Origin of the sequence: Miniphocaeibacter sp. (assembly GCF_049276255.1) — a bacterium.
Lineage (GTDB): Bacteria > Bacillota > Clostridia > Tissierellales > Peptoniphilaceae > Miniphocaeibacter.
Map to the genome: position 1 here is coordinate 1 of NZ_JBASWB010000010.1, position 20,515 is coordinate 20,515.

The following is a 20,515-nucleotide window of genomic DNA, read 5'->3' on the forward strand; positions in this document are numbered from 1 at the left end:
AAGGTTTGTATATATCAATACAAATATGCTTTACACTAGCTCTTGCCTTATAAGTAAACTTTTTAAAATATTTAGTTAAATAGGGTAAAGTTCGATTTTCAACAATATCTATAATATTAAAATCATTCTTATCACCATCACAGAAGATAAAACTCATACTTCCCTTAGCATCTTTAGTGGACTTGAATTCATCAAAACACAAAGTTTCAGGTAAATATGATCTATTAACTTTGAAATCCTTATAATTAGCTTCTAAAGAACGAGAAACAGTATTTGAAGATACATAATTTAACTTAGCAATGTCCTTTTGACTTATTTTCATTGTTAGATTTTTAGTTATATGTAATTTCACTTTATTTGAAATAAAACAATTCTCATCTACAATATTAGTTTTAGCTGTAAAAGTATGAGAACATTCCTTACATAAAAATCTTTGCTTCTTCAATCTTAGAATAGTAGGATCTCCATTTAATGGAAGAAGTTTAATATTTGATGTTGTATTTCCATATTTAATAATGGTATTCTTTTCCATATTTCCACAAATTGGACAAACTTTAGAAACATAAGAAAGTTTAGCATCAATAACCTTGTATGTTATATTGTTCTTCTTTACGTTATTATTGAATTTAATAAATTTAATGTTTTTATCTTTAATTCCTAAGAAATCTAAGATATAATTATTTGTAGACATAATGACCTCCGATTGGTATTTTGTGGTGAATTTATTGTATCGGAAAATGGTTGTTATGTCTCTTTTTTTAAAATAAAATGGTGCTGGAGAAGATTTTCATTTTCCTTCACCAATACCATAAATTATAGAACCAAAATAAAAAAACCGATATTGCATTTGCAATATCGGTTTTTCCTATTTGTCTAATAAGTTTTTTATACTAGCTTCAAGTTTAGTATTTATAGAACTATTTCCACCTAAAATATACAAGGTGTTGATTTTATTTGAATTTAAGTAGTTAATTTGAGAAGTAGAAAGTCTATCTCCATCAACTAACAAGATAGGCGCTTCAAGTTTTTTAGATAAAACAGTTCCCATTAAAGCATCTGCATAATTGTTACCAGAAGCTGTTAAAACAAAATCCGTTTCCCTATAGTATGAATTTGCTATTGAAATAGATGTTGTGTACCTATCTGAACCGGAAATTCTAGAGACTTTTTTACCTAATTTCTTAAGATTATCTCCAATAGAAGCACTTACGGAATTTACTCCCCCTACAATAATAACCTCACTTGCATTATTTAAAATCTTATTTACAGAATTTGTTAAATTTTTCCCATCAGTTAAAACTAAGGAATACCCGTTTTTTAAAGCTACAGGAGCTATACTTAAAGAATCGGCAAAGGAATTTCCATTTACTAAAATTACCTTAGAATTATTTGTTGATTTTTCAGCAACTAAAGCAGAGGTATCATATCTGTCAGGTCCTACTATATCAACTATTTCTATATTTTTATTCCTTACAGTATTTTTAAAACTACTAGGTAAGGAGTTTCCACCAACGGTGTATATAGTTTTAATACTACCTGAATTAACTGCAGAGTTAATTTCTGAAGTAACGGAATTTGGTTTATTAATAAATAGTTTAGCATCTAATTGACCAGCTAATATAGAAGCGATAATTGTATCAGGAAAACTTTGTCCAGAAGAAATTATTATAGTATCTGAACTTATTCCTGCTGCATTATTTATTAATTTAGCTGTTTCATATCTGTCTGAACCGGCATATCGTATAACTGTTGAGTAAGGAAAGGTATAAAGTTCATTCATGTACTTTACAATATCTTCACCATATGTTTCACTAGGGGCCCAATTAGCACCAAGGGATTCAACAGTTGGACATTTACCAAAAATAGATGAGAAATGTCTAGGGTCAGTTGTTGTTCCGTTTCTTTTTAAAGCCGATACATTATAAGAATTTCCATTACCTTCTTCAATATACCAATTGTGTAAATCGGCAGAATATTTAGGGTAATCGGATTTTCCGGCATATAATGCTAAATGATCTACTTGAGCATAAATTCCATCAGACCAAGAGTTAAATCTTTTATGAGCTTCTCCATCATAGTCGCCACCACCAGCGGAATTTTTCATTCCACATGGATTGTTATAGCTTGCATCTAAAACACCGGTAAATTTCATAAAATTTGTTTCTTTGGCCGATTGTGTATAGGTTACAGCTGGATCAACACCTCTTGCAAGGGATATATTATAGAAATCATTTGCTAAGTCAATAAATAATTGATTAGCACCTTTACTTTTAGCCCATTGCTTCATTTGATAAATAGTAGTTGTTGGTTTTCCTACTATGGGAGTTGAAGTAGTCGGTAAGCTACCATTATCGTTATTAGTTTCATTAGCCAAGGAAGTACTTGGAATTGAAATTAATAAAGAAAATACCATTAAATAACTTAAAAATCGTTTTATATTTTTGTTCATAAAGCCCTCCTTCTAAAACTATATTATAATTTTGTAAAATATGCAAAAAATTAATATTTTAAAATAGTTATAAAGATGTTGACAAAGTGGAATAGATATATTAAAATTGAATTATCAAATGAACAACTATTCATATATTAAAATGAGGAGGAAATATGGACTGTAAAAAAATATTATCGGAAAATGGAAATTTTATAGATAAGAACACTTCATTAAAGGTTTTTGAAAACCTGCCAAAAGATGAGGATATTTATGATTTAGCAGATTTTTATAAATTGTTTTCCGATTCAACTAGATTGAAAATTCTAATTGCTTTAGAGGATGAGGAATTATGCGTAAGTGATTTGGCTACTATTTTAGACATGGGTCAGTCAGCAATTTCCCACCAATTACGTGTTTTAAAACAAGGTAGACTTGTAAAAAATCGTCGAGATGGAAAGGTAATATATTATCAATTAGATGATGACCATATTAAGGAAATAATTAGTAGTGGTTTAGATCATATAAGGGAGTAGGTGAGCTTGTGGTTGTATATTTAAGAGGGTTAAACTGTGCAAATTGTGCAGGTAAAATTGAAAGGGAAATAAAAAATATACCTAATATTAAATTTGCAAATTTGAATTTTATAAATAAAACCCTATTAATAGAAGCAGTAGATGATGAGATGGAAGATGTTTTATTAAATGCTAAAAGTATTGTTAATAGAATAGAGCCAGATGTAGGTTTTGAAGTCTTAGAAGAGGATTATGATATAGAGGAAGTTGAAGAAGAAACTGATGATTCTTCAAGATTTGAAATTATAAAAATGGTAGCAGCTGCTGCTTTACTACTAATATCCATATTTTTAAAAAATAAAAATATAATGGCTTCTACAGTTATTGGAATTACGTCATATATAATTGTAGGTTATAAAATTTTATATACAGCAGTAAGAAATATTTTAAAGGGAGAGGTTTTTGACGAAAACTTCCTAATGTCAATTGCTAGTTTAGGAGCAATTTTGATTGGAGAAATAACAGAAGGTATAGAAGTTATGTTGCTATATTCTGTAGGGGAATATTTACAGGATTTAGCTGTTGATAAATCTACAAGGTCAATAAAGTCCTTAGTTAAAATGAAACCTACTTTTGGTAATCTAGTAACAGGAGATACTGTAAGAAAAGTAAACCCTAAGGTTTTACAAACAGGAGATATAATAAGAATACTACCTGGGGAAAAAGTTCCGGTAGATTCGCTAGTAATAAAGGGTAGCTCCTCCTTAGATACTTCTTCTATTACAGGAGAATCTATTCCTGTATATGTAGACATAGGTGATGAATTGGTTTCCGGCTCAATTAATAGTGAAGGTGTTTTAGAAGCTAGAGTTGAAAAAAGTTTTAAGGACTCAACAGTTAGTCAAATACTGGAAATGGTACAAAATGCAAGTAGTAGAAAATCTAAAACAGAAAACTTTATTACCGTATTTGCAAAATACTATACTCCAATTGTAGTTATTTTAGCAGCGATAATTGCAATTTTCCCACCACTTATTACTGGTGCTGGCTTTAAGGATTGGGTATATACAGCTTTAACATTTTTAGTTATTTCCTGTCCTTGTGCAATAGTTTTATCGGTACCATTGACTTATTTTGCAGCAATTGGTGTTGGCTCACGACATGGAATACTAATAAAGGGCTCAAACTATGTAGATACAATGTCTCAAGTTGATACAATTATTTTTGATAAAACAGGAACTTTAACAAAGGGAGAATTTAAAGTTACTAATATAATTGGTAAAAATAATAATGAAGAATTAATTATAAAAGTAGCAAAAAAATTGGAAGAACATTCAAATCATCCTATTGCAAAATCCATAAAAGAATATTATCCAAGGGAAGTGGATTTAAATATTGAAAACATTACAGAAGTTCCAGGTAGAGGAATATCAGGTAAATTAGATAATCAAATAGTTCTTTTAGGAAATGAAAGACTGTTAGAAGAAAATGGTATAAAAGCGGAAAAAGTTAATTCCATTGGAACAGTTCTATATTTAGCAATTGGAAAAGAATATATAGGCTCAATAGAAATAAATGATTCTATTAAAGATGATACTGTTAAGTCATTAAGGGATTTAAGAAATCTTGGTGTAAAAAAATTATTAATGCTAACAGGAGATAGGGAAGAAGTAGCTAATGACATAGCTAATAAACTAAATTTAGATGGATTTAAAGCAGGATTACTACCACAGGATAAGGTAAGTAATTTTGAAGATATAAAAAACAAGGCAGAGGGTAAGGTTGCCTTTGTTGGTGATGGTACTAATGATGCACCTGTTTTAAGACTTTCAGATGTAGGTATTTCAATGGGAGAATTTGGCTCAGATGCAGCAATAGAATCCAGTGATGTTACAATTATGGGTGAAGAAATGAATAAGGTTCCTTTATTCATGAAAATTTCTAAGAAAACAAAAATTATAGCTATAGAAAACATTGTTTTTTCACTAGGAGTTAAGGTAATAGTTATGATTTTAGGTGTAATGGGATATGCAAATATGTCCATGGCTGTTTTTGCCGATGTAGGAGTAGCTTTGTTGGCAGTCTTAAATGCTATGAGGGTAATGTTAATAAAGGAAAATATTTAGACTATATTAGTTAAAATAAGAAATAGGAATGAATTTTATATAAAATTCATTCCTATTTTTATTATATAATTAGGTTTTTTTCTTTTAAATAATATTTAAGGGGAATACTATTACCGTATTCTACTATTTCTAAAATATTTTCTTTTTTTATCTCCCAAATATTTCCCTGTAAAGAAAAATTTGTAGAATCTTTAATATCAAAAATTCTATGCCAACTTGATATTATTTCCTCTTGTTCTTCTTTATAGAAGTTTGAAATTTTACTATTAAAAATATCGTACTGACTATTTATACCTTTTTCTTTAAGATTTTTCCTGTATTTTATTAAATCCTCTTCGTTTTTTGGAAGATAAATAAGATTTAGAACATAGTCCCATTTTCCTCCATCAAAGAGTATTATTTCATTATCAGGAATATCAAGTATATAGACTATTTCTGTTTCAGTAGGCCTAAAAGTAGCTTCAACACTTGTACTACACCATATTGGGTACTCTACATCAGAAGGTTTCGGAACTATTTTATTTGCTTCTTTAACAAACCAATCGTAACATCTAAGAAAAATATCGGAAATATCATCAAAATGGTCCTCTATATATTTCTTCTTATTAATAAATCTTCCATATTTTTCAATTGACTCTAAGGATTTTATATCCTGACATGTATATAAGAGCATAGTCCCTCCTTGTAAAATAGTTTTAAGCCTGTATCTTGAATAATTTTGTTAATATTTTAAAATCGTAAGGTATAATTACTTGGTTTTATTTTAACATACATAAAAAAATTAATATATAAATTATTATAAAAATTGATTTTATTGTATAATAAACATTATATTGTAATTAAGGAGGAGAATATTATGGCTTATGGAACGCAGGTTTGGATTACAGGAGCAAATGGAAGAATTGGTAGAGAACTAACTAAGTTATTAAATCCAATGGATTATGAAATATTTGCAACAGATATTGATGAAGTTGATATTACAGATTCAAAAAGAGTAAATATTTTTGTCGATATTAATAGACCAGATATAATTATTAATTGTGCAGGTTTAACAGATGTTGAAATGTGTGAAGAAAACATAGAAATGGCTTTTAGGGTAAATGCCATAGGAGCTAAAAATTTAGCAATAGCTGCTAATAGGATTAATGCAAAGATTATACAATTATCAACAGATGATGTATTTAGTGGAGATAGTAAAAGTCCTTACAGAGAATATGACTTAACCAATCCTCAAACGGTATATGGAAAGTCAAAGGCCTTAGGAGAGGAATATATTAAGCAATTTTCCCATACCTACTTTATTTTAAGAAGTTCTTGGTTGTATGGTGGTGGAAACAAGTATGTGGAAAATATTATTGAGGAAGCAAAGAAAAATGGAAAGGTAGTTGTAGCTTCAAATCAAATAGGAAGTCCAACTAGTTCTATTGAACTTGCTAAATTTATTTTAGAGATTATAGATTCCTACGATTATGGCTTGTATCATGCTGCCTGTGAGGGAAAATGTAGTAGAAAAGAATTTGCAGAAAAAGTTTTGGAATTAACCAATATAAAGGCTGATGTTGAGGAAGTAGATAATCATACTGATTTCAATAGAAGGCCGAGTTATTCAGTTTTAGATAATTTTCTGTTAAGTATTACAAATATCTATAAATTTCCTAAATGGGAAGAGGCATTAAAAGATTATATAAATAAGTAGGTGAGGAAATGGAAAAAAAGGAAAGAAAAAAATTAGGATTGACCAGTAAAATTTTTATAGCATTAATTACTGGGGCAATTTTAGGAATTATTATAAATAAATTTTCTACGAGTGAATTTATTAGCAAATATATTGTAGAAGGTGTACTTTATGTAACAGGGCAAGGATTTATTAGAGGAATGCAAATGCTTGTTGTACCACTGGTATTCGCTTCTTTAGTTACAGGAAGTATGAGTATGGGAGATACAACGAAACTTGGAAAAATTGGAATAAAAACCATGGCATTTTACCTAGTAACAACGGCCTTAGCTATAGCAATAGCCTTAGGTGTGGCTAGTGTAATAAATCCGGGCTTGAATTTAAACTTACCCTTGCCAGAAACAGGCGTAGGAGAAGTTGCCGAAAGTATGGATATGAGAGAAACTATTTTAAATATTATTCCAACAAATCCAATATCTGCAATGGCTAATGGAGAAATGTTACAAATTATTATATTCGCCTTAATTGTAGGAATAATACTTGCAAGATTAGGAGAAAAAGCAAAGGGTTTTGCCAATATAATGGTGGAATTAAACGATATAATGATGGATATGACCATGCTTGTTATGAAATTTGCACCTATAGGAGTATTTTCTTTAATAACGAGAACTTTTTCAAATATAGGTTTAGATGCTATTACACCGCTGTTTAAATATATGATTTCAGTAATATCCGGTTTAGGAATACAATTATTCTTAGTATACTTGGTATTATTATTTGCACTAGCTAGGGTTAATCCATTTAAGTTTTTAAGGAAATTCTCTCCAGTTATGGGTTTTGCTTTTTCTACAGCAAGTTCAAATGCTACTATTCCACTTAATATAAACAAGTTGGAAGAAATGGGAGTTTCAAAAAAGGTATCATCTTTTACAATTCCCCTTGGTGCTACTATAAACATGGATGGAACTGCAATAATGCAAGGTGTTGCAGTAATTTTTATAGCACAGGCCTATGGAATAAATCTTTCTATAGCTGACTATGGAACGGTTATTTTAGCTGCTACGCTAGCATCTGTTGGAACAGCAGGAATTCCTTCAGTAGGATTGGTAACCTTGACTATGGTATTAAACTCAGTAGGATTACCAACGGAAGGTATAGCTTTAATAATGGGAATAGATAGAATTTTAGATATGGCAAGAACTGCTATTAATATTACAGGAGATGCTGTTTGCTCAACTGTAATTGCAAAACAAGAAGGGTTACTTAATTTAGATAGGTTTAATTCCTAAGGATTTTTAAATAAGTAATTGCGAAATTAAGTTATTAATATAAAAAAGGAGTATTTATCGATAAAGATAAATGCTCCTTTTGAATTTTATAACAAACTAGATAAAGGTGTATAAATTTTTTCTTGGTCATCAGCTACTTGTTTAATTGTTAGTTTTCCATCTATTGTGTTTACTCCCTTATAAATAGCTGAATTTTCCGAGGCTGCCTTTAATATTCCCTTATTAGCAATTTCTAAAGCATATGGCAAGGTACTATTAGTTAAGGCGTAAGTTGAAGTACGTGGAACTGCCCCAGGCATATTTGTAATTGCATAGTGGATTATACCATGTTTAATATAAGTTGGATTATCATGGGTACCAACTCTGTCAGTCGTTTCAAAAATTCCACCTTGGTCAATTGCAATATCAACAATAACAGAACCAGGTCTCATACTTTTTACCATTTCTTCAGTTACTAGTATTGGTGCTCGTTTTCCAGGTACTAAAACTGCACCTATTACTAAGTCAGCTTCAGCAACGGATTTTTTTATAGTGTAAGGATTGGAAATAAGGGTTTGAATTCCATTTCCAAAAATATTTTCCAGCTCTGCTAAACGAGAGGTTTTAACATCTAATATAGTAACTCTAGCTCCAAGGCCTATAGCAACCTTGGCTGCATTTAAACCGGAAACTCCACCACCGATAATAGTTACCTTTCCACGTTCTACACCTGGAACACCAGCTAATAGAATACCAGAGCCCTTATTTGTTTTTTGAAGGTATTGTGTACCAATTTGTGTTGCCATACGACCAGCTACTTCTGACATAGGTGTTAATAAAGGTAAACTACCATCAGGTAATTGTACAGTTTCATAAGCAACAGTTGTAATTTTCTTTTCTAAAAAAACATCGGTTAATTCATTATTAGGGGCTAAATGAAAGTAAGCAAATATAATTAAACCTTCATGTAAAAATTTATATTCTTCCTTAGCTGGTTCTTTAACCTTTATAACCATTTCCGAATTCCATACTTTAGCCGGATCATCTATAATTTTAGCGCCTACTTCTTCATATTCTTTATTTGGAAAGCCAGATTCTAAACCAGCATTTTTTTCTATTAATACTTCATGTCCTGCATTAATTAAAGCCATAGCACCAGCAGGTGTTAATGCCACACGATCTTCATTATTTTTTATTTCTTTCAAAACACCAATTAGCATATTGTTAAAGCTCCTTCTTTCTATTGTATTTTATTATTATACAATATTGTTATATGAAAAGCATAGCTTTATATAAAAAAATTAATCTTTTTAAAGTAATTTTACATAAAATAAAAAACAGAAATATTATTAAATAGTATTTCTGTTTAAATTTTCTTCTATTAATTTATTAAGGGACTTTTCAAAAGAAAGGTCATCATTTTTAGTTCTTTTTTTAGTTTTACTATTAAAAATATTGTTTTTCCTATTTAATTTATTAACATGTCTAGTAAATAAAAGGAAATCTATATTATTGTTATTGATTAAGTTACCATTAAAACCAATGACCTTTGCTTTTTTACTTAAAGCTATTGAAGCAAGTCCAATGTCGTTAGTAATAAGAATATCTTCATTGGATATATTGTTTAAAATATATATATCGGCCGCATCGGATTCTTGTGAAACAGTTACTACTTTACCATATCCTATATTTAGTTCATGGTTATAATCCTTAACAATAATGGTCTCAATATTCTTTTCCTTTGCGATTTTAACTGTATTTTTTATTACTGGGCAACTATCGCCGTCTATAAATATAATCATAATTTAGAATATTCTTTTAAGGCCTCTACAATATATTCTAGACGCATTCCTCTTGAAGCCTTTACCATTACAAGGGTGTTAGGAACTATATACTTAGTAATATTCTTTATTAATTCATCCCTACTATCAAAGTGAAGGGTATGATCTTCTGGAAAATTATCCTTAGCTTTTTTGTATATATTATAGGCTAAATCTCCAACGGTAAATAGGAAATCTATTTTGTCTGGATTTATTTCATCACCGATTCTTTCATGTATTAAAACTTCATTTTCCCCTAGTTCTAACATATCTCCAATTATGGCGATTTTTCTATCGTAATTTTTTAAGGTGTAGACTATATCTAAACAAGAGTCCAAACTTTGTGGATTTGATTTATAACTATCGTTTAAAATATCAAAGTCAGGCATATGAATTAATTCATTTCGCATTCCTGTTAAATTAATATCCTTTAGTCCCTTTGCTATAGTAGAATAATCAAGTCCAAAGAATTCCGATATTATAATAGAAACACCACCATTATATACTTGATGATTTCCCAGTAGAGGAATCGTATATAGATGATCTTCTAAAGAAAAAGTCACTCCAGAACCATCATAACTTAAGGGTTCTATTACATAATCATTGTCTTGGTTAAGACCATAGGTAAAGGTTCTTTCCGGTAAAATAAATTCTTTTACAATTTCCTTTAATGTAGTATCGTCACCATTATAAAAGAAGATACCATCGTCTTTTAAACCTTCTAATATTTCTAATTTAGCCCTAGCAATATTTTCCCTGGTTTTTAATTTTAATAAATGGGAATCCCCAATGTTTGTAATTAAGGCTATGTCAGGTTTACAAATATCGGTTAAAAAAGAGATTTCTCCAAAATCCTCTGTACCAAGTTCGAGTACTGCTACTTCAACATCCTTATCTAAATCTAAAATGGTTTTAGGTAGCCCTATTTCGTTATTGTAGTTTTTTTGAGTTTTTTGTACCTTAAATTTTTCCTTTAGAATACTTGATAAAATATCCTTTGTAGTTGTTTTTCCGTTAGAGCCTGTAATAGCAATAACTTCACAGTCTAAAGACAATCTGTAATTTTTAGCCAAGTCTATCATGGCTTCATATGTGTCATCTACTAATATAACTGGAATATCATTATTTGATAAAAATCTTTTTTTCTCCCAAAGTATGGCCGACGCACCTTTTTCAATAGCAGAAAGAGCATATTCATGACCATCAAAATTTTCCCCAACTAAGGGTATAAATAAATTACCTTTTTCCACTGTACGTGAATCAGTTGAAATTCCCTTAATAGAAATTTCATTATGGGATAAATTATATATTTTTCCAGAACACATATTTGCTATTTCAATAAGATTTTTTTCTATCATAGTTTATATTTCCTTAACTAAAGTTTTGTTTTTTTCGTATCTTTTAATAGCGTAAACTATTAATCTATCAAGTAGGTCTGAAAATTCAGAATTATCTGTAACCTTCCATAACATAGTTGTCATAGAGTGGTTAGTCATGCCAGGAGAGGTGTTTATTTCATTTACTAGCATTTTTCTGTCACTATCCCTTAAAAATATATCTACTCTTGCAAGACCTGAGCAATTACATGTAGTATATACTTTTTTTGCTAGATTTTGAACAAATTCTGTTTCCCCATCCTCTAGTTCAAAAGGTACTATATGAATAGTATTATCATCAAAATACTTACCTTCATAATTATAGAACTCCTGTTGAACTCTAGAAATCCCTGGTAATGAAGCTATAGGCTCTTCATTTCCAATAACGGAAACCTGTAATTCATCTCCAAAAACAGCTTCCTCTAACAGGATTTTATTGTCATATTTAAAAGCGGTTTCTATTGCAGAATAAATATTCGCCTTTTCTTTAACACAAGTTACACCAATAGAAGAACCGGCGTTACAAGGTTTTACATAAATAGGAAGACCTAGGTATTCTACAATAGAGTTTATTTTCTCATTATCATTTTCATCATAATATTCTTTTACCAATAAGCGATATTTTGCTTGTGGAATATTATTCTCTTCAAATAGTTGATTAGTTATGGCCTTATCCATACATAGGGCTGAAGAAAGAACTCCATTTCCTACATAAGGTACATTTAACATTTCTAAAAATCCCTGTAGCACACCATCTTCTCCGTATGTTCCATGAATAATTGGAAATATTACATTATCTTCATTTTCTCTATAACAGTTAATTAAAAAGTTGCTGATTGAACTTGCCAAAGAATGGTTGGTTTCAACAATTAAATCCTTATAATTCTCTATTTTTTTATTGCATTTACCATAAGGAATCCATTTTCCTTCTTTGTCAACATAAACAGGGTAAACATTATATTTATTTCTGTCTAAACTGTTAATTACATTGGTAGCACTTAATAGTGAAACTTCATGCTCTACACTGACGCCACCATAAATAACATAAATATTTTTTAGCATTTACAAATCTCCAATCTTAGAATATGTTAATAATACTATAACATTATACTATTTTCAAATTAAGTGTATAATATTGCACTATTTTTAAATTAGTTATATCATAATAGTGTTTTATTAGACAAAAAAAGAATAATGTTTATAATATAACTAATAAACTATTAAAATATATAAATATATAAAAAGGAACTAGGAGATTTAATATGGAAAAAGATAGAATAGTAGAACAAATTAAGGACATAGTTTTATATAAAACTGGGAAAGGCATAGATGAAATTAGTCCTCAAGCAAAATATGAAGCATCGGCTATAATGGTTATGGACGACATAAAGGAAGATTGGGCCAAAACAACTAAAAAAAATAAAGAAAGAAGAAATGCTTATTATTTTTCAGCAGAATTTTTAATAGGTAGATCTTTTGGAAATAATATTTTAAACTATGGTTTAAATAACGAAGCTGAAGAAATAGCAGATGAATTGGGAATTTCACTTTCTGCTTTAGAGGAAATTGAAGAAGATCCAGCTCTTGGAAACGGAGGCTTAGGAAGACTTGCCGCTTGTTTTATGGAATCAGCAGCTACTGAAGATTTGCCATTACAAGGTTACGGAGTAAGATATTCTCAAGGGCTTTTTAAGCAATATTTTAAACAGGGTTTTCAAATGGAAGAAGGCGACGATTGGACTGCTTTAGGAGATCCTTGGTCATTAAGAAAACAAGCAGATACTAAAATAGTTAACTTTAAAGACCAAAAGGTTCTTGCTGTACCTTACGATACCCCTATGATAGGATATAGAAATAAAAATATTAACACCTTAAGATTATGGCAAGCAGAAGCTATTGACGGATTTGATTTTTCTAAATTCAACAATTCTCTTTATGACGATAGTATGTCTAGTAAAAATAGGGCAGAGGATATTACAAGGGTACTTTATCCAAATGATAGTCAAAAAGCAGGAAAAATCTTAAGATTAAAACAACAATACTTTTTCGTATCTGCATCAATACAGGATATTGTAAGTAAATATAAACAACATTTTCCACTGGACATTAAGTTTAAAAACTTTAGTAAGTATCATATATTTCAATTAAATGATACTCATCCAGTTATGGCAATTCCAGAATTAATGAGACTTTTATTAGATGAAAACTTCCTGTCATGGGATGAGGCTTGGAAAATCACAAAAAAAGTTTTTGCATTTACAAACCATACTATTTTACAAGAGGCTATGGAAAAATGGAGTGTAGATATTGTTGAAACTGTAAATCCAAGATGTTTTGAAATTATAAAAGAAATAGATAGAAGATTTATAGCAGAATTAAAAGAAGCTAAATACACTAAGGAAAAAATAGAGGAAATGAGAATAGTATCTGATGGAACTGTGAAAATGGCTAATTTAGCTATTCATACATCAATAAAAGTAAATGGTGTTGCAGAACTTCATACTGAAATCTTAAAAAAAGATACTTTAAAAGATTGGTATAAACTATATCCAAGTAAGTTTTTAAATAAAACAAATGGAATTACTCCAAGAAGATGGTTAGTTTATAGTAATAGGGAATTATCTAAATACATTACGGAATTATTAGGTAGTGATAATTGGATATTGGATTTATCTAAACTTAAGGAACTTGAAAAATATTTAGATGATGAAACAGTTTTAAAAAGATTAAATGAAATTAAGTATAACAATAAGGTAAGACTTGCAAAATATATTAAAGAAAATGAAGGAGTAGATATTGACCCTAATTCAATATTTGATATTCAAGTAAAAAGACTACATGAATACAAAAGACAATTATTAAATGCCCTTCATATTGTTTATTTATATAATAAGATTAAAAAGAATCCTGAAATTGATTTAGTTCCAAGAACCTTTATTTTTGGAGGTAAGGCTGCTCCAGGATACTTTAGAGCTAAGTCCATAATTAAATTTATAAATGAAATTGCTAAATTAGTTAACAATGATCCTGTTGTTTCTAAGAAAATAAAAGTAGTATTTGTTGAAAACTTCAGGGTTTCCTATGGTGAAAAAATATATCCAGCAGCAGATGTATCAGAACAAATATCAACAGCAGGAAAAGAAGCTTCCGGTACTGGAAATATGAAATTTATGTTAAATGGTGCATTAACCTTAGGAACTTATGATGGTGCAAATATTGAAATTTTCAAAGAAGCAGGAGAGGATGCAAACTTTGTATTTGGTGCAAAGGTTGAAGAATTAAAAGCAATTGAAGATAGTTACGACCCTGAAAAACTATATTTAAATGATGAAGTAATTAAAGAAACTGTAGATATTCTAAAATCAGATAAAATAAATGACAATGGTTCATATATGTTCTTAGAGATTTACAATAGCTTAATTGCAAATAAAAATGAAAGACCAGATGCTTATTTTGTATTAAAGGACTTCCATTCCTATATAGAAGCACATGAAAAAATTGATAAGGAATATAGGGATAGTTTATCATGGGCTAGAAAATCATTAAAGAATATTGCAAATGCAGGAAAGTTCTCTTCCGATAGAACAATTAGAGAATATGCTAATGAAATTTGGGATATTTAAATAAAAAATAATCTTTGTGGAAACACAAAGATTATTTTTTTAAATTTTTTAATTTATTTTTTAAAAGATTAAAGGATTTATTTTTTTCCAAAGGCTTTAAATTAGGAAAGGCTTCAATAAATCTTTTATGTATAAAATTTAATTTGATTTTATTTCTTTTAGAAATCATTTCAAGTACATTATTACTTTTAACTTTTATTGTATTTTTAATATAGGCTGTTTTATTTCCTAGATTATTTTTAATACTCTCTCCTTTAAATTCTAGACTTTCTACAAAATCTTCTCCTTTATTTTCAAGATCTTCTAGAAAACCATCTCTAACAATAGTAAGTTGGTCTAAGTTTAAAGTTGTATTTGTTAATTCCTTAATATCCAATACTGCAATAACTGTTAAAATTAAATCTGTTACAAACAAGGTTAAGGAGATAACAAAAATTATTACTACCGATATTTTTGGAATAGCACTATAAATTGTTTCTACTACAGGATTTATAAACTCTATAACTAAAATAGCCAAAACTCCAAATAAAATCAGATTTTTTAAGCAGATTCGCCCATTTAAATTAAATCTATGGCTACTATAGTCCCATAGTGAAAGTTTGAAGATTTTTTCTAGCAAATAGCTTGTAATATACTCAATAATTCCAGAAAAAACAACACTTAATGAAAATAAAAGTAAAATATCGTTTTTGTATTTTGACAGGAATACAATTATTAAAACAGCAGCAAATCCATAAATAGGACAATAGGGACCAATTAAAAAGCCTCTATTAATGACTTTTTTTTCCCCTAGTGAGCAATAAACACTTTCTACAATCCAACCAAGAAAGCTATAGGTTATAAAAATTAAAAATAGATTTGAAAAATTTTCCATATAAACTCCTATATGTTAAGAATACTTATATTTTAGCATAAAGATAGGTATTAATCATTAAAATCTATTATAATATAAAGTATGAATTATAAGATATAGGAGCTAGATGTGAATAAAAACTCTTTAAGTGGTTGCATAGAAGTGTTGACTGTAAAAGATAAGGTTGAATTGGAGATTTTTAAGGGAATAGATGAACTTTATATAGACAGAGAAAATCTTTCTTGGATAAATTTACAAGGAGGAGATTTTCAAAAAAACATTGAGGTTTTAAATGAAAAATTAAATATCCATCCATTAATATTAGAGGATATTTTTGAAAAGACTCAAAGAACAAAAATTGAAAAATACGACGATTTAATTTTTATGGTCCTGCATTTACTTGAATTAGATGAAAAAAACGAAAATTTAATAGTATATGATGATCTGTATTTATTTATAAAGGATAAGCTAGTAATTACTATAGCCAGGGAGAATAATCAATTATTTTCTAAGTTAAATAAAAAACTTTTAACAGGCAATAAGGATAATCTTAATTCAGCAAATAAACTTTTATTTTCTATAATATATGAAATAGTAGATAATTATTATAATGTATTTGAGGAAATAGAAAACAAAATAGATGAATTAGACTTAGAACTTATAAAAAATAATGATTATGATATAATAGATGAGTTATATTTATTAAGAAGAAATATGATTTATATGATTAAATACATTACCCCTTTTAAAAATTTAGTTAAATATATGTATGATATTAGTGAAGAAAAAGAAGGGGGACAAACTAAATATTACTATAGGGATATTAATGACAGTATAGATGATGTTATTGAAAGTATTGAAGTATATAAGGAATTAGCATCTAATATGATAGATATAGTAAACAATATGGTTAGCGATAAAACCAACGACATTACAAAAATACTTACAATTTGGTCAACAATATTTTTACCTACAACGTTTTTATCCGGTGTATTTGGAATGAATTTTAGATATATGAAGGGATTGGAATGGGAATACGCCTATCCGATTTTCTGGTTGATTTCTTTAGTATTAATGGTTATAATGATTATTTACTTTAAAAAGAAAAAATGGTTTTAAAATGCTTGCTTTTATAATATAAAGAATATATAATACTGTGGGTGTAAATGGAGGGAAATATGGATAATAATTATGATATAGTAATTGTCGGAGCAGGGGCAAGTGGAGTTTTTGCTTCTTATGAATTTACAAAATTAGATATAGACGCAAAAATTTTAATGATAGATATGGGAAATCCTATAGATAAAAGAATATGCCCTATAAAGGCTGGTAAAGTTGATAAATGTATAAGTTGTGTTCCATGTAATATTATGAGTGGTTTTGGTGGAGCTGGAACTTTATCAGATGGAAAGTATAATATAACAAATAATTTTGGAGGGGATTTACACAATTTCGTAGGAGATGAAAAAGCCATAGAGTTAATGGAATATGTTGACTCGGTTTTATGTGAATTTGATGATGGAGATTCAAAATTATTTACAACAGCGTCAAGTAATTTAAAAACCCTAGCATTACAAAATAATTTACACTTATTAGATGCAAAAGTAAGACATTTTGGAACTGATAGAAATATAGAAATTTTAAAGAAAATATGTAAATATATAGAGCCTAAAGTAGATATGATTTGGAGAACAACTGTAGAAACTGTAAAAAGAACAGATACGGGTTTTACAATAACTACAAATAAGGGACAGGAATTTAATTGTAAGGATTTAATTCTTTCAGCAGGAAGATCCGGCTCAAAATGGATTTCAACAATTTGTGAACAAGAAAATATTAACCTACAAAGCAATAAGGTGGACATTGGAGTAAGGGTAGAAATACCAGCAGAGGTATTTAAACATATTACAGATCAAGTATATGAAAGTAAAATTGTCTACCAAACAGAAAAATACAATGATTTAGTAAGAACTTTTTGTATGAACCCATATGGAGAAGTAGTAGCTGAAAATACTAATGGAGTAATTACTGTTAATGGCCATGCCTATTCAGATCCTAAATTACAATCGGAAAATACGAATTTTGCACTACTTGTTTCCAATACCTTTACAGAACCGTTTAGAGACTCTAACGAATATGGAGAATCTATAGCTAGATTGTCAAATATGTTAGGTGGAGGAGTATTACTTCAAAGATTTGGAGATTTAATAAAGGGAAGAAGGTCAGATGAAAGAAGAATGAAAAAGTGTTTCACAAGACCTACTTTAAAAGCTATGCCAGGAGATTTATCATTAGTTATACCTAAAAGACAACTAGATGATATTATTGAAATGATCTATGCCTTAGATAAAATAGCTCCAGGAATGGCCAACGAAGACACCCTATTATATGGTGTTGAAGTTAAGTTTTATAATTCGAAAGTTGAAGTAAATGGAAATCTTGAAACAAGTGTTAAGGGTCTGTACTGTGTTGGAGATGGCTCAGGAGTAACTCATTCATTGTCTCAGGCGTCGGCAAGTGGAGTTCATATTGCAAGAATTTTAAATGGTAAGTATTAGAGAAGGCTTGTTTTAGGAGGAATTATGGCAAACAGTATATTTGTAAGAAGAGAAGAAGAGAAAGTACAAATAGAAGCATTAAAAAAATCCATAAGAATTTATTTTGAAGGTAATGTAGATTATAATCAAAGATTTAATTTTATAGATTACGATATTTCAGAAGATGAAGATATTAAAAAAATATTAGGAGCTTTTGATAATAGATATTCAGTGGATGATTTAAATAATCTTAGAAAAGATATAATGCTAACAGCGTTCAATAAGGAAAACAAATTGATTTTTGTATATGATGGATTAGGAAAATTTACAAAGGAAAGAAAAATAACCTTGGAAAATTATCCTAAGGATATAAAAGTAGGTTTTCCAATAGATTATTGGATAGAGAAAAGCGAAACAATCAATGATAGTTCTACTATAGCTTTGCCTACAGCCTTGAAAGATAGCTTAGTTGATATAATTAGTGCTAAAAATGGCTTTATGGTTATAAGAATAATGCACAAGGAATTTAACTGGCTAGAAGAAGGAGCTATGGAAAGACTAACAAAAATTATTGAAAATTCTAAAAAAGGTACATTTATATTATAATGAAATTAACATTAGTAGTTGCAACAGATAAAAATTTTGGAATTGGCCTTAATGGTGACATGCTATTTTATATAAGTGATGATTTAAAAAAATTCAAGGCTCTAACTATGAACAATATTGTAATTATGGGAAGAAGAACCTTTGAAGCATTGCCAAATTCCAAAGAGTTGCCTAATAGAACAAATATTGTTTTAACTAGAAACAAATTGGATTTAAAGGAAGGTATAGCAGTATCTTCAATAGATGAGTTAAAAAATAAATTAGAAGAAATAAATCCTAATAAAGAAAAAGAAGAGTTTTTAATTGGTGGAGGGAATTTAGTAAACACTCTATGGAATTATATTGACAAAGCAATAATTACAATTGCAGACAAGGAGTATAAGGAAGTAGATACCCATATACCAAATTTACTAGAAGATAAAAACTTTGAAATAGTATCAGAATCGGAAGAGTTTTTCGATAATAAAAATCAATTAAAATATAAATTTTATGAATTTAAAAGGAGGGTCTAACTTAAGTTAGGCTCTTTTAATTATTACAAAAAAGCTACAAAATCTTTTTAATAGAAATGCTATGCTATAATAGTTTTATTAAAAGAGGTGATAGAATGTATTGTCCAAATTGTGGGAAAAAAATACCTTCAAAATCAAAGTTTTGTCCAATGTGTGGATTTAATATAAAGGAATTTTTTGATTCAGCATTAAAAAATGATGAAGAAGTTGACTTAGAAGAAGAATCAAAAGTAGAAAATAATAGGAATAATTTAGAAGCTAGTGAACAAAAAGAGCCAGAAGAATTTAATAATAAAGAAAAAACAAATAGTAATAGACTAGAGGATTTATTTGTAAACAAAGAAGTCGTAGAAAACAACGAGGAAGACGTTGAAAATATAGATTATGAAGATAAAGATAGTACTAGAGTAGTTAGCGATTTATTTAAGGAAAGTAATTTAAAAGATACAAATTCGAAAGAAACAAATAATAATTCAAAAGAAAATAATATAGAGACTAATGTAGAAAAAAGAAATTTTAAAGATTATTTAAATATAGTAAAAAAATATACAAATAAAGTATTTTCTAAAATTAGGAAAAGTCAGGAATTGATTTATAAGAAAAGTGAAAAGTCAGTAAAACAAATGATTTTAGGTGAAAGTAAGTACTTGAATCTATTTATAATTTTAACAACTATAGCCTTAATAATACCTACTTTTTCAATAGTAAGAGTATTTCTTGCTGGAAAAACCGTTGGAAAATTCATTGGTTTTATAGTGATGATTTTAGGAACTATATTAAATTTATGCATTACAGCTGCAGGACCCCTGTTATCGCTAAAGGTGCTAACCTTTAATTATATACCTAATATAGACAAGGCAACGACAAAAACAATAACAATATATACAACAAGCTTAATAGCTTTACTAAAATTATTAGTTTATCTTCTAAGTAATATAGTTATAAGTATGCAAATTATATTATATGACCAATTTAGCTTTAGAATTATCTTAACAACGATTATAATATTATTAATAGAGGCTTATTTTATACAAGCTTTATTATGGGATAAATTTAAAAGGGATAAGTACGTGAAGGTATTTTCTACGATTTTTATATCTGTAACAGCGGCAGAATTACTTTCAGTATTAATATCTAAACCAATAATATTTATATTATTAGACATTATAAAATAGT

Annotated in this window: 18 protein-coding genes; 10 read left to right on the forward strand and 8 right to left on the reverse strand. The window is 28.7% G+C overall.

The window, feature by feature from the left end; all coding sequences use genetic code 11:
* Together WAO56_RS00995 and WAO56_RS01000 are read right to left on the reverse strand one after the other, a co-directional pair.
* The coding region (locus WAO56_RS00995) for a transposase family protein (protein WP_422146194.1) at positions 1 to 691 on the reverse strand (691 nt) is incomplete at its 3' end.
* A 174-nt stretch (positions 692 to 865) separates the two neighbouring features.
* Positions 866 to 2,449 carry a cell wall-binding repeat-containing protein gene (locus tag WAO56_RS01000; RefSeq protein WP_422144013.1) on the reverse strand — a complete coding sequence of 528 codons (1,584 nt, stop codon included), beginning with the start codon at positions 2,447 to 2,449 and terminating at the stop codon, positions 866 to 868.
* 155 nt (positions 2,450 to 2,604) lie between these two features.
* Here WAO56_RS01000 and WAO56_RS01005 point away from each other — a divergent pair, with 155 nt between their 5' ends.
* Together WAO56_RS01005 and WAO56_RS01010 are read left to right on the forward strand one after the other, a co-directional pair.
* Entirely contained in the window at positions 2,605 to 2,964 is a 360-nt protein-coding gene (locus WAO56_RS01005; protein WP_422144014.1) for an ArsR/SmtB family transcription factor, read from the forward strand.
* 8 nt (positions 2,965 to 2,972) lie between these two features.
* Positions 2,973 to 5,069, forward strand: coding sequence for a heavy metal translocating P-type ATPase (locus WAO56_RS01010; protein ID WP_422144015.1), 2,097 nt, complete (start codon positions 2,973 to 2,975; stop codon positions 5,067 to 5,069).
* A 61-nt stretch (positions 5,070 to 5,130) separates the two neighbouring features.
* Here WAO56_RS01010 and WAO56_RS01015 read toward each other — a convergent pair whose 3' ends face one another.
* Positions 5,131 to 5,742 (reverse strand): DUF3841 domain-containing protein, encoded by a 612-nt coding sequence (locus tag WAO56_RS01015; protein ID WP_422144016.1) that lies wholly within the window; start codon positions 5,740 to 5,742, stop codon positions 5,131 to 5,133.
* Positions 5,743 to 5,925: 183 nt separating this feature from the next.
* On the opposite strand from WAO56_RS01015, the gene rfbD reads away from it, so the two are divergent.
* On the forward strand, positions 5,926 to 6,765 hold the full coding sequence (gene rfbD, locus WAO56_RS01020) for a dTDP-4-dehydrorhamnose reductase (protein WP_422144017.1): 840 nt from the start codon (positions 5,926 to 5,928) through the stop codon (positions 6,763 to 6,765).
* Between the two features lie 8 nt (positions 6,766 to 6,773).
* Positions 6,774 to 8,033: a dicarboxylate/amino acid:cation symporter gene (locus tag WAO56_RS01025; protein ID WP_422144018.1), complete on the forward strand. Its 1,260-nt coding sequence runs from the start codon at positions 6,774 to 6,776 to the stop codon at positions 8,031 to 8,033.
* Positions 8,034 to 8,119: 86 nt separating this feature from the next.
* Here WAO56_RS01025 and ald read toward each other — a convergent pair whose 3' ends face one another.
* The 4 genes from ald to WAO56_RS01045 all read right to left on the reverse strand — a co-directional run bounded on the left by ald (position 8,120) and on the right by WAO56_RS01045 (position 12,270).
* Positions 8,120 to 9,232 carry an alanine dehydrogenase gene (gene ald, locus WAO56_RS01030; RefSeq protein ID WP_422144019.1) on the reverse strand — a complete coding sequence of 371 codons (1,113 nt, stop codon included), beginning with the start codon at positions 9,230 to 9,232 and terminating at the stop codon, positions 8,120 to 8,122.
* A 129-nt stretch (positions 9,233 to 9,361) separates the two neighbouring features.
* Positions 9,362 to 9,814, reverse strand: a complete 453-nt coding sequence (locus WAO56_RS01035; protein WP_422144020.1) for a DUF188 domain-containing protein — start codon at positions 9,812 to 9,814, stop codon at positions 9,362 to 9,364.
* On the reverse strand, positions 9,811 to 11,190 hold the full coding sequence (locus WAO56_RS01040) for a UDP-N-acetylmuramoyl-tripeptide--D-alanyl-D-alanine ligase (protein WP_422144021.1): 1,380 nt from the start codon (positions 11,188 to 11,190) through the stop codon (positions 9,811 to 9,813). The genes WAO56_RS01035 and WAO56_RS01040 overlap by 4 nt, the downstream gene beginning before the upstream one ends.
* Positions 11,191 to 11,193: 3 nt before the next feature.
* Positions 11,194 to 12,270, reverse strand: a complete 1,077-nt coding sequence (locus WAO56_RS01045) for a D-alanine--D-alanine ligase family protein (protein WP_422144022.1) — start codon at positions 12,268 to 12,270, stop codon at positions 11,194 to 11,196.
* Positions 12,271 to 12,470: 200 nt separating this feature from the next.
* Between WAO56_RS01045 and WAO56_RS01050 the strand changes: the two genes are divergently transcribed.
* Positions 12,471 to 14,831: a glycogen/starch/alpha-glucan phosphorylase gene (locus WAO56_RS01050; RefSeq protein WP_422144023.1), complete on the forward strand. Its 2,361-nt coding sequence runs from the start codon at positions 12,471 to 12,473 to the stop codon at positions 14,829 to 14,831.
* Between the two features lie 31 nt (positions 14,832 to 14,862).
* On the opposite strand, the gene WAO56_RS01055 is transcribed toward WAO56_RS01050, so the two are convergent.
* On the reverse strand, positions 14,863 to 15,705 hold the full coding sequence (locus WAO56_RS01055) for a putative ABC transporter permease (RefSeq protein ID WP_422144024.1): 843 nt from the start codon (positions 15,703 to 15,705) through the stop codon (positions 14,863 to 14,865).
* 108 nt (positions 15,706 to 15,813) lie between these two features.
* Between WAO56_RS01055 and corA the strand changes: the two genes are divergently transcribed.
* From corA to WAO56_RS01080, 5 genes are all read left to right on the forward strand, one after another.
* The gene (corA, locus tag WAO56_RS01060) at positions 15,814 to 16,803 is read left to right on the forward strand and encodes a magnesium/cobalt transporter CorA (protein WP_422144025.1); all 990 of its coding nucleotides are present in this window, start codon (positions 15,814 to 15,816) and stop codon (positions 16,801 to 16,803) included.
* 59 nt (positions 16,804 to 16,862) lie between these two features.
* Positions 16,863 to 18,242 (forward strand): NAD(P)/FAD-dependent oxidoreductase, encoded by a 1,380-nt coding sequence (locus WAO56_RS01065; RefSeq protein ID WP_422144026.1) that lies wholly within the window; start codon positions 16,863 to 16,865, stop codon positions 18,240 to 18,242.
* A gap of 24 nt (positions 18,243 to 18,266) precedes the next feature.
* Positions 18,267 to 18,827 carry a hypothetical protein gene (locus WAO56_RS01070; protein ID WP_422144027.1) on the forward strand — a complete coding sequence of 187 codons (561 nt, stop codon included), beginning with the start codon at positions 18,267 to 18,269 and terminating at the stop codon, positions 18,825 to 18,827.
* Positions 18,827 to 19,339 carry a dihydrofolate reductase gene (locus WAO56_RS01075; RefSeq protein WP_422144028.1) on the forward strand — a complete coding sequence of 171 codons (513 nt, stop codon included), beginning with the start codon at positions 18,827 to 18,829 and terminating at the stop codon, positions 19,337 to 19,339. Before WAO56_RS01070 ends, WAO56_RS01075 begins: the two co-directional genes overlap by 1 nt.
* A 95-nt stretch (positions 19,340 to 19,434) precedes the next feature.
* Positions 19,435 to 20,514: a zinc-ribbon domain-containing protein gene (locus WAO56_RS01080; protein ID WP_422144029.1), complete on the forward strand. Its 1,080-nt coding sequence runs from the start codon at positions 19,435 to 19,437 to the stop codon at positions 20,512 to 20,514.
* Position 20,515 lies beyond the last annotated feature (1 nt).

Excerpts from the sequence above, each read along its gene's own strand:
- WAO56_RS01000 (WP_422144013.1), bottom strand. The coding sequence starts at position 2,449 with ATGAACAAAAATATAAAACGATTTTTAAGTTATTTAATGGTATTTTCT.
- WAO56_RS01005 (WP_422144014.1), top strand. The coding sequence starts at position 2,605 with ATGGACTGTAAAAAAATATTATCGGAAAATGGAAATTTTATAGATAAG.
- WAO56_RS01015 (WP_422144016.1), bottom strand. The coding sequence starts at position 5,742 with ATGCTCTTATATACATGTCAGGATATAAAATCCTTAGAGTCAATTGAA.
- rfbD (WP_422144017.1), top strand. The coding sequence starts at position 5,926 with ATGGCTTATGGAACGCAGGTTTGGATTACAGGAGCAAATGGAAGAATT.
- WAO56_RS01025 (WP_422144018.1), top strand. The coding sequence starts at position 6,774 with ATGGAAAAAAAGGAAAGAAAAAAATTAGGATTGACCAGTAAAATTTTT.
- ald (WP_422144019.1), bottom strand. The coding sequence starts at position 9,232 with ATGCTAATTGGTGTTTTGAAAGAAATAAAAAATAATGAAGATCGTGTG.
- WAO56_RS01035 (WP_422144020.1), bottom strand. The coding sequence starts at position 9,814 with ATGATTATATTTATAGACGGCGATAGTTGCCCAGTAATAAAAAATACA.
- WAO56_RS01040 (WP_422144021.1), bottom strand. The coding sequence starts at position 11,190 with ATGATAGAAAAAAATCTTATTGAAATAGCAAATATGTGTTCTGGAAAA.
- WAO56_RS01045 (WP_422144022.1), bottom strand. The coding sequence starts at position 12,270 with ATGCTAAAAAATATTTATGTTATTTATGGTGGCGTCAGTGTAGAGCAT.
- WAO56_RS01050 (WP_422144023.1), top strand. The coding sequence starts at position 12,471 with ATGGAAAAAGATAGAATAGTAGAACAAATTAAGGACATAGTTTTATAT.
- WAO56_RS01055 (WP_422144024.1), bottom strand. The coding sequence starts at position 15,705 with ATGGAAAATTTTTCAAATCTATTTTTAATTTTTATAACCTATAGCTTT.
- WAO56_RS01065 (WP_422144026.1), top strand. The coding sequence starts at position 16,863 with ATGGATAATAATTATGATATAGTAATTGTCGGAGCAGGGGCAAGTGGA.
- WAO56_RS01070 (WP_422144027.1), top strand. The coding sequence starts at position 18,267 with ATGGCAAACAGTATATTTGTAAGAAGAGAAGAAGAGAAAGTACAAATA.
- WAO56_RS01075 (WP_422144028.1), top strand. The coding sequence starts at position 18,827 with ATGAAATTAACATTAGTAGTTGCAACAGATAAAAATTTTGGAATTGGC.
- WAO56_RS01080 (WP_422144029.1), top strand. The coding sequence starts at position 19,435 with ATGTATTGTCCAAATTGTGGGAAAAAAATACCTTCAAAATCAAAGTTT.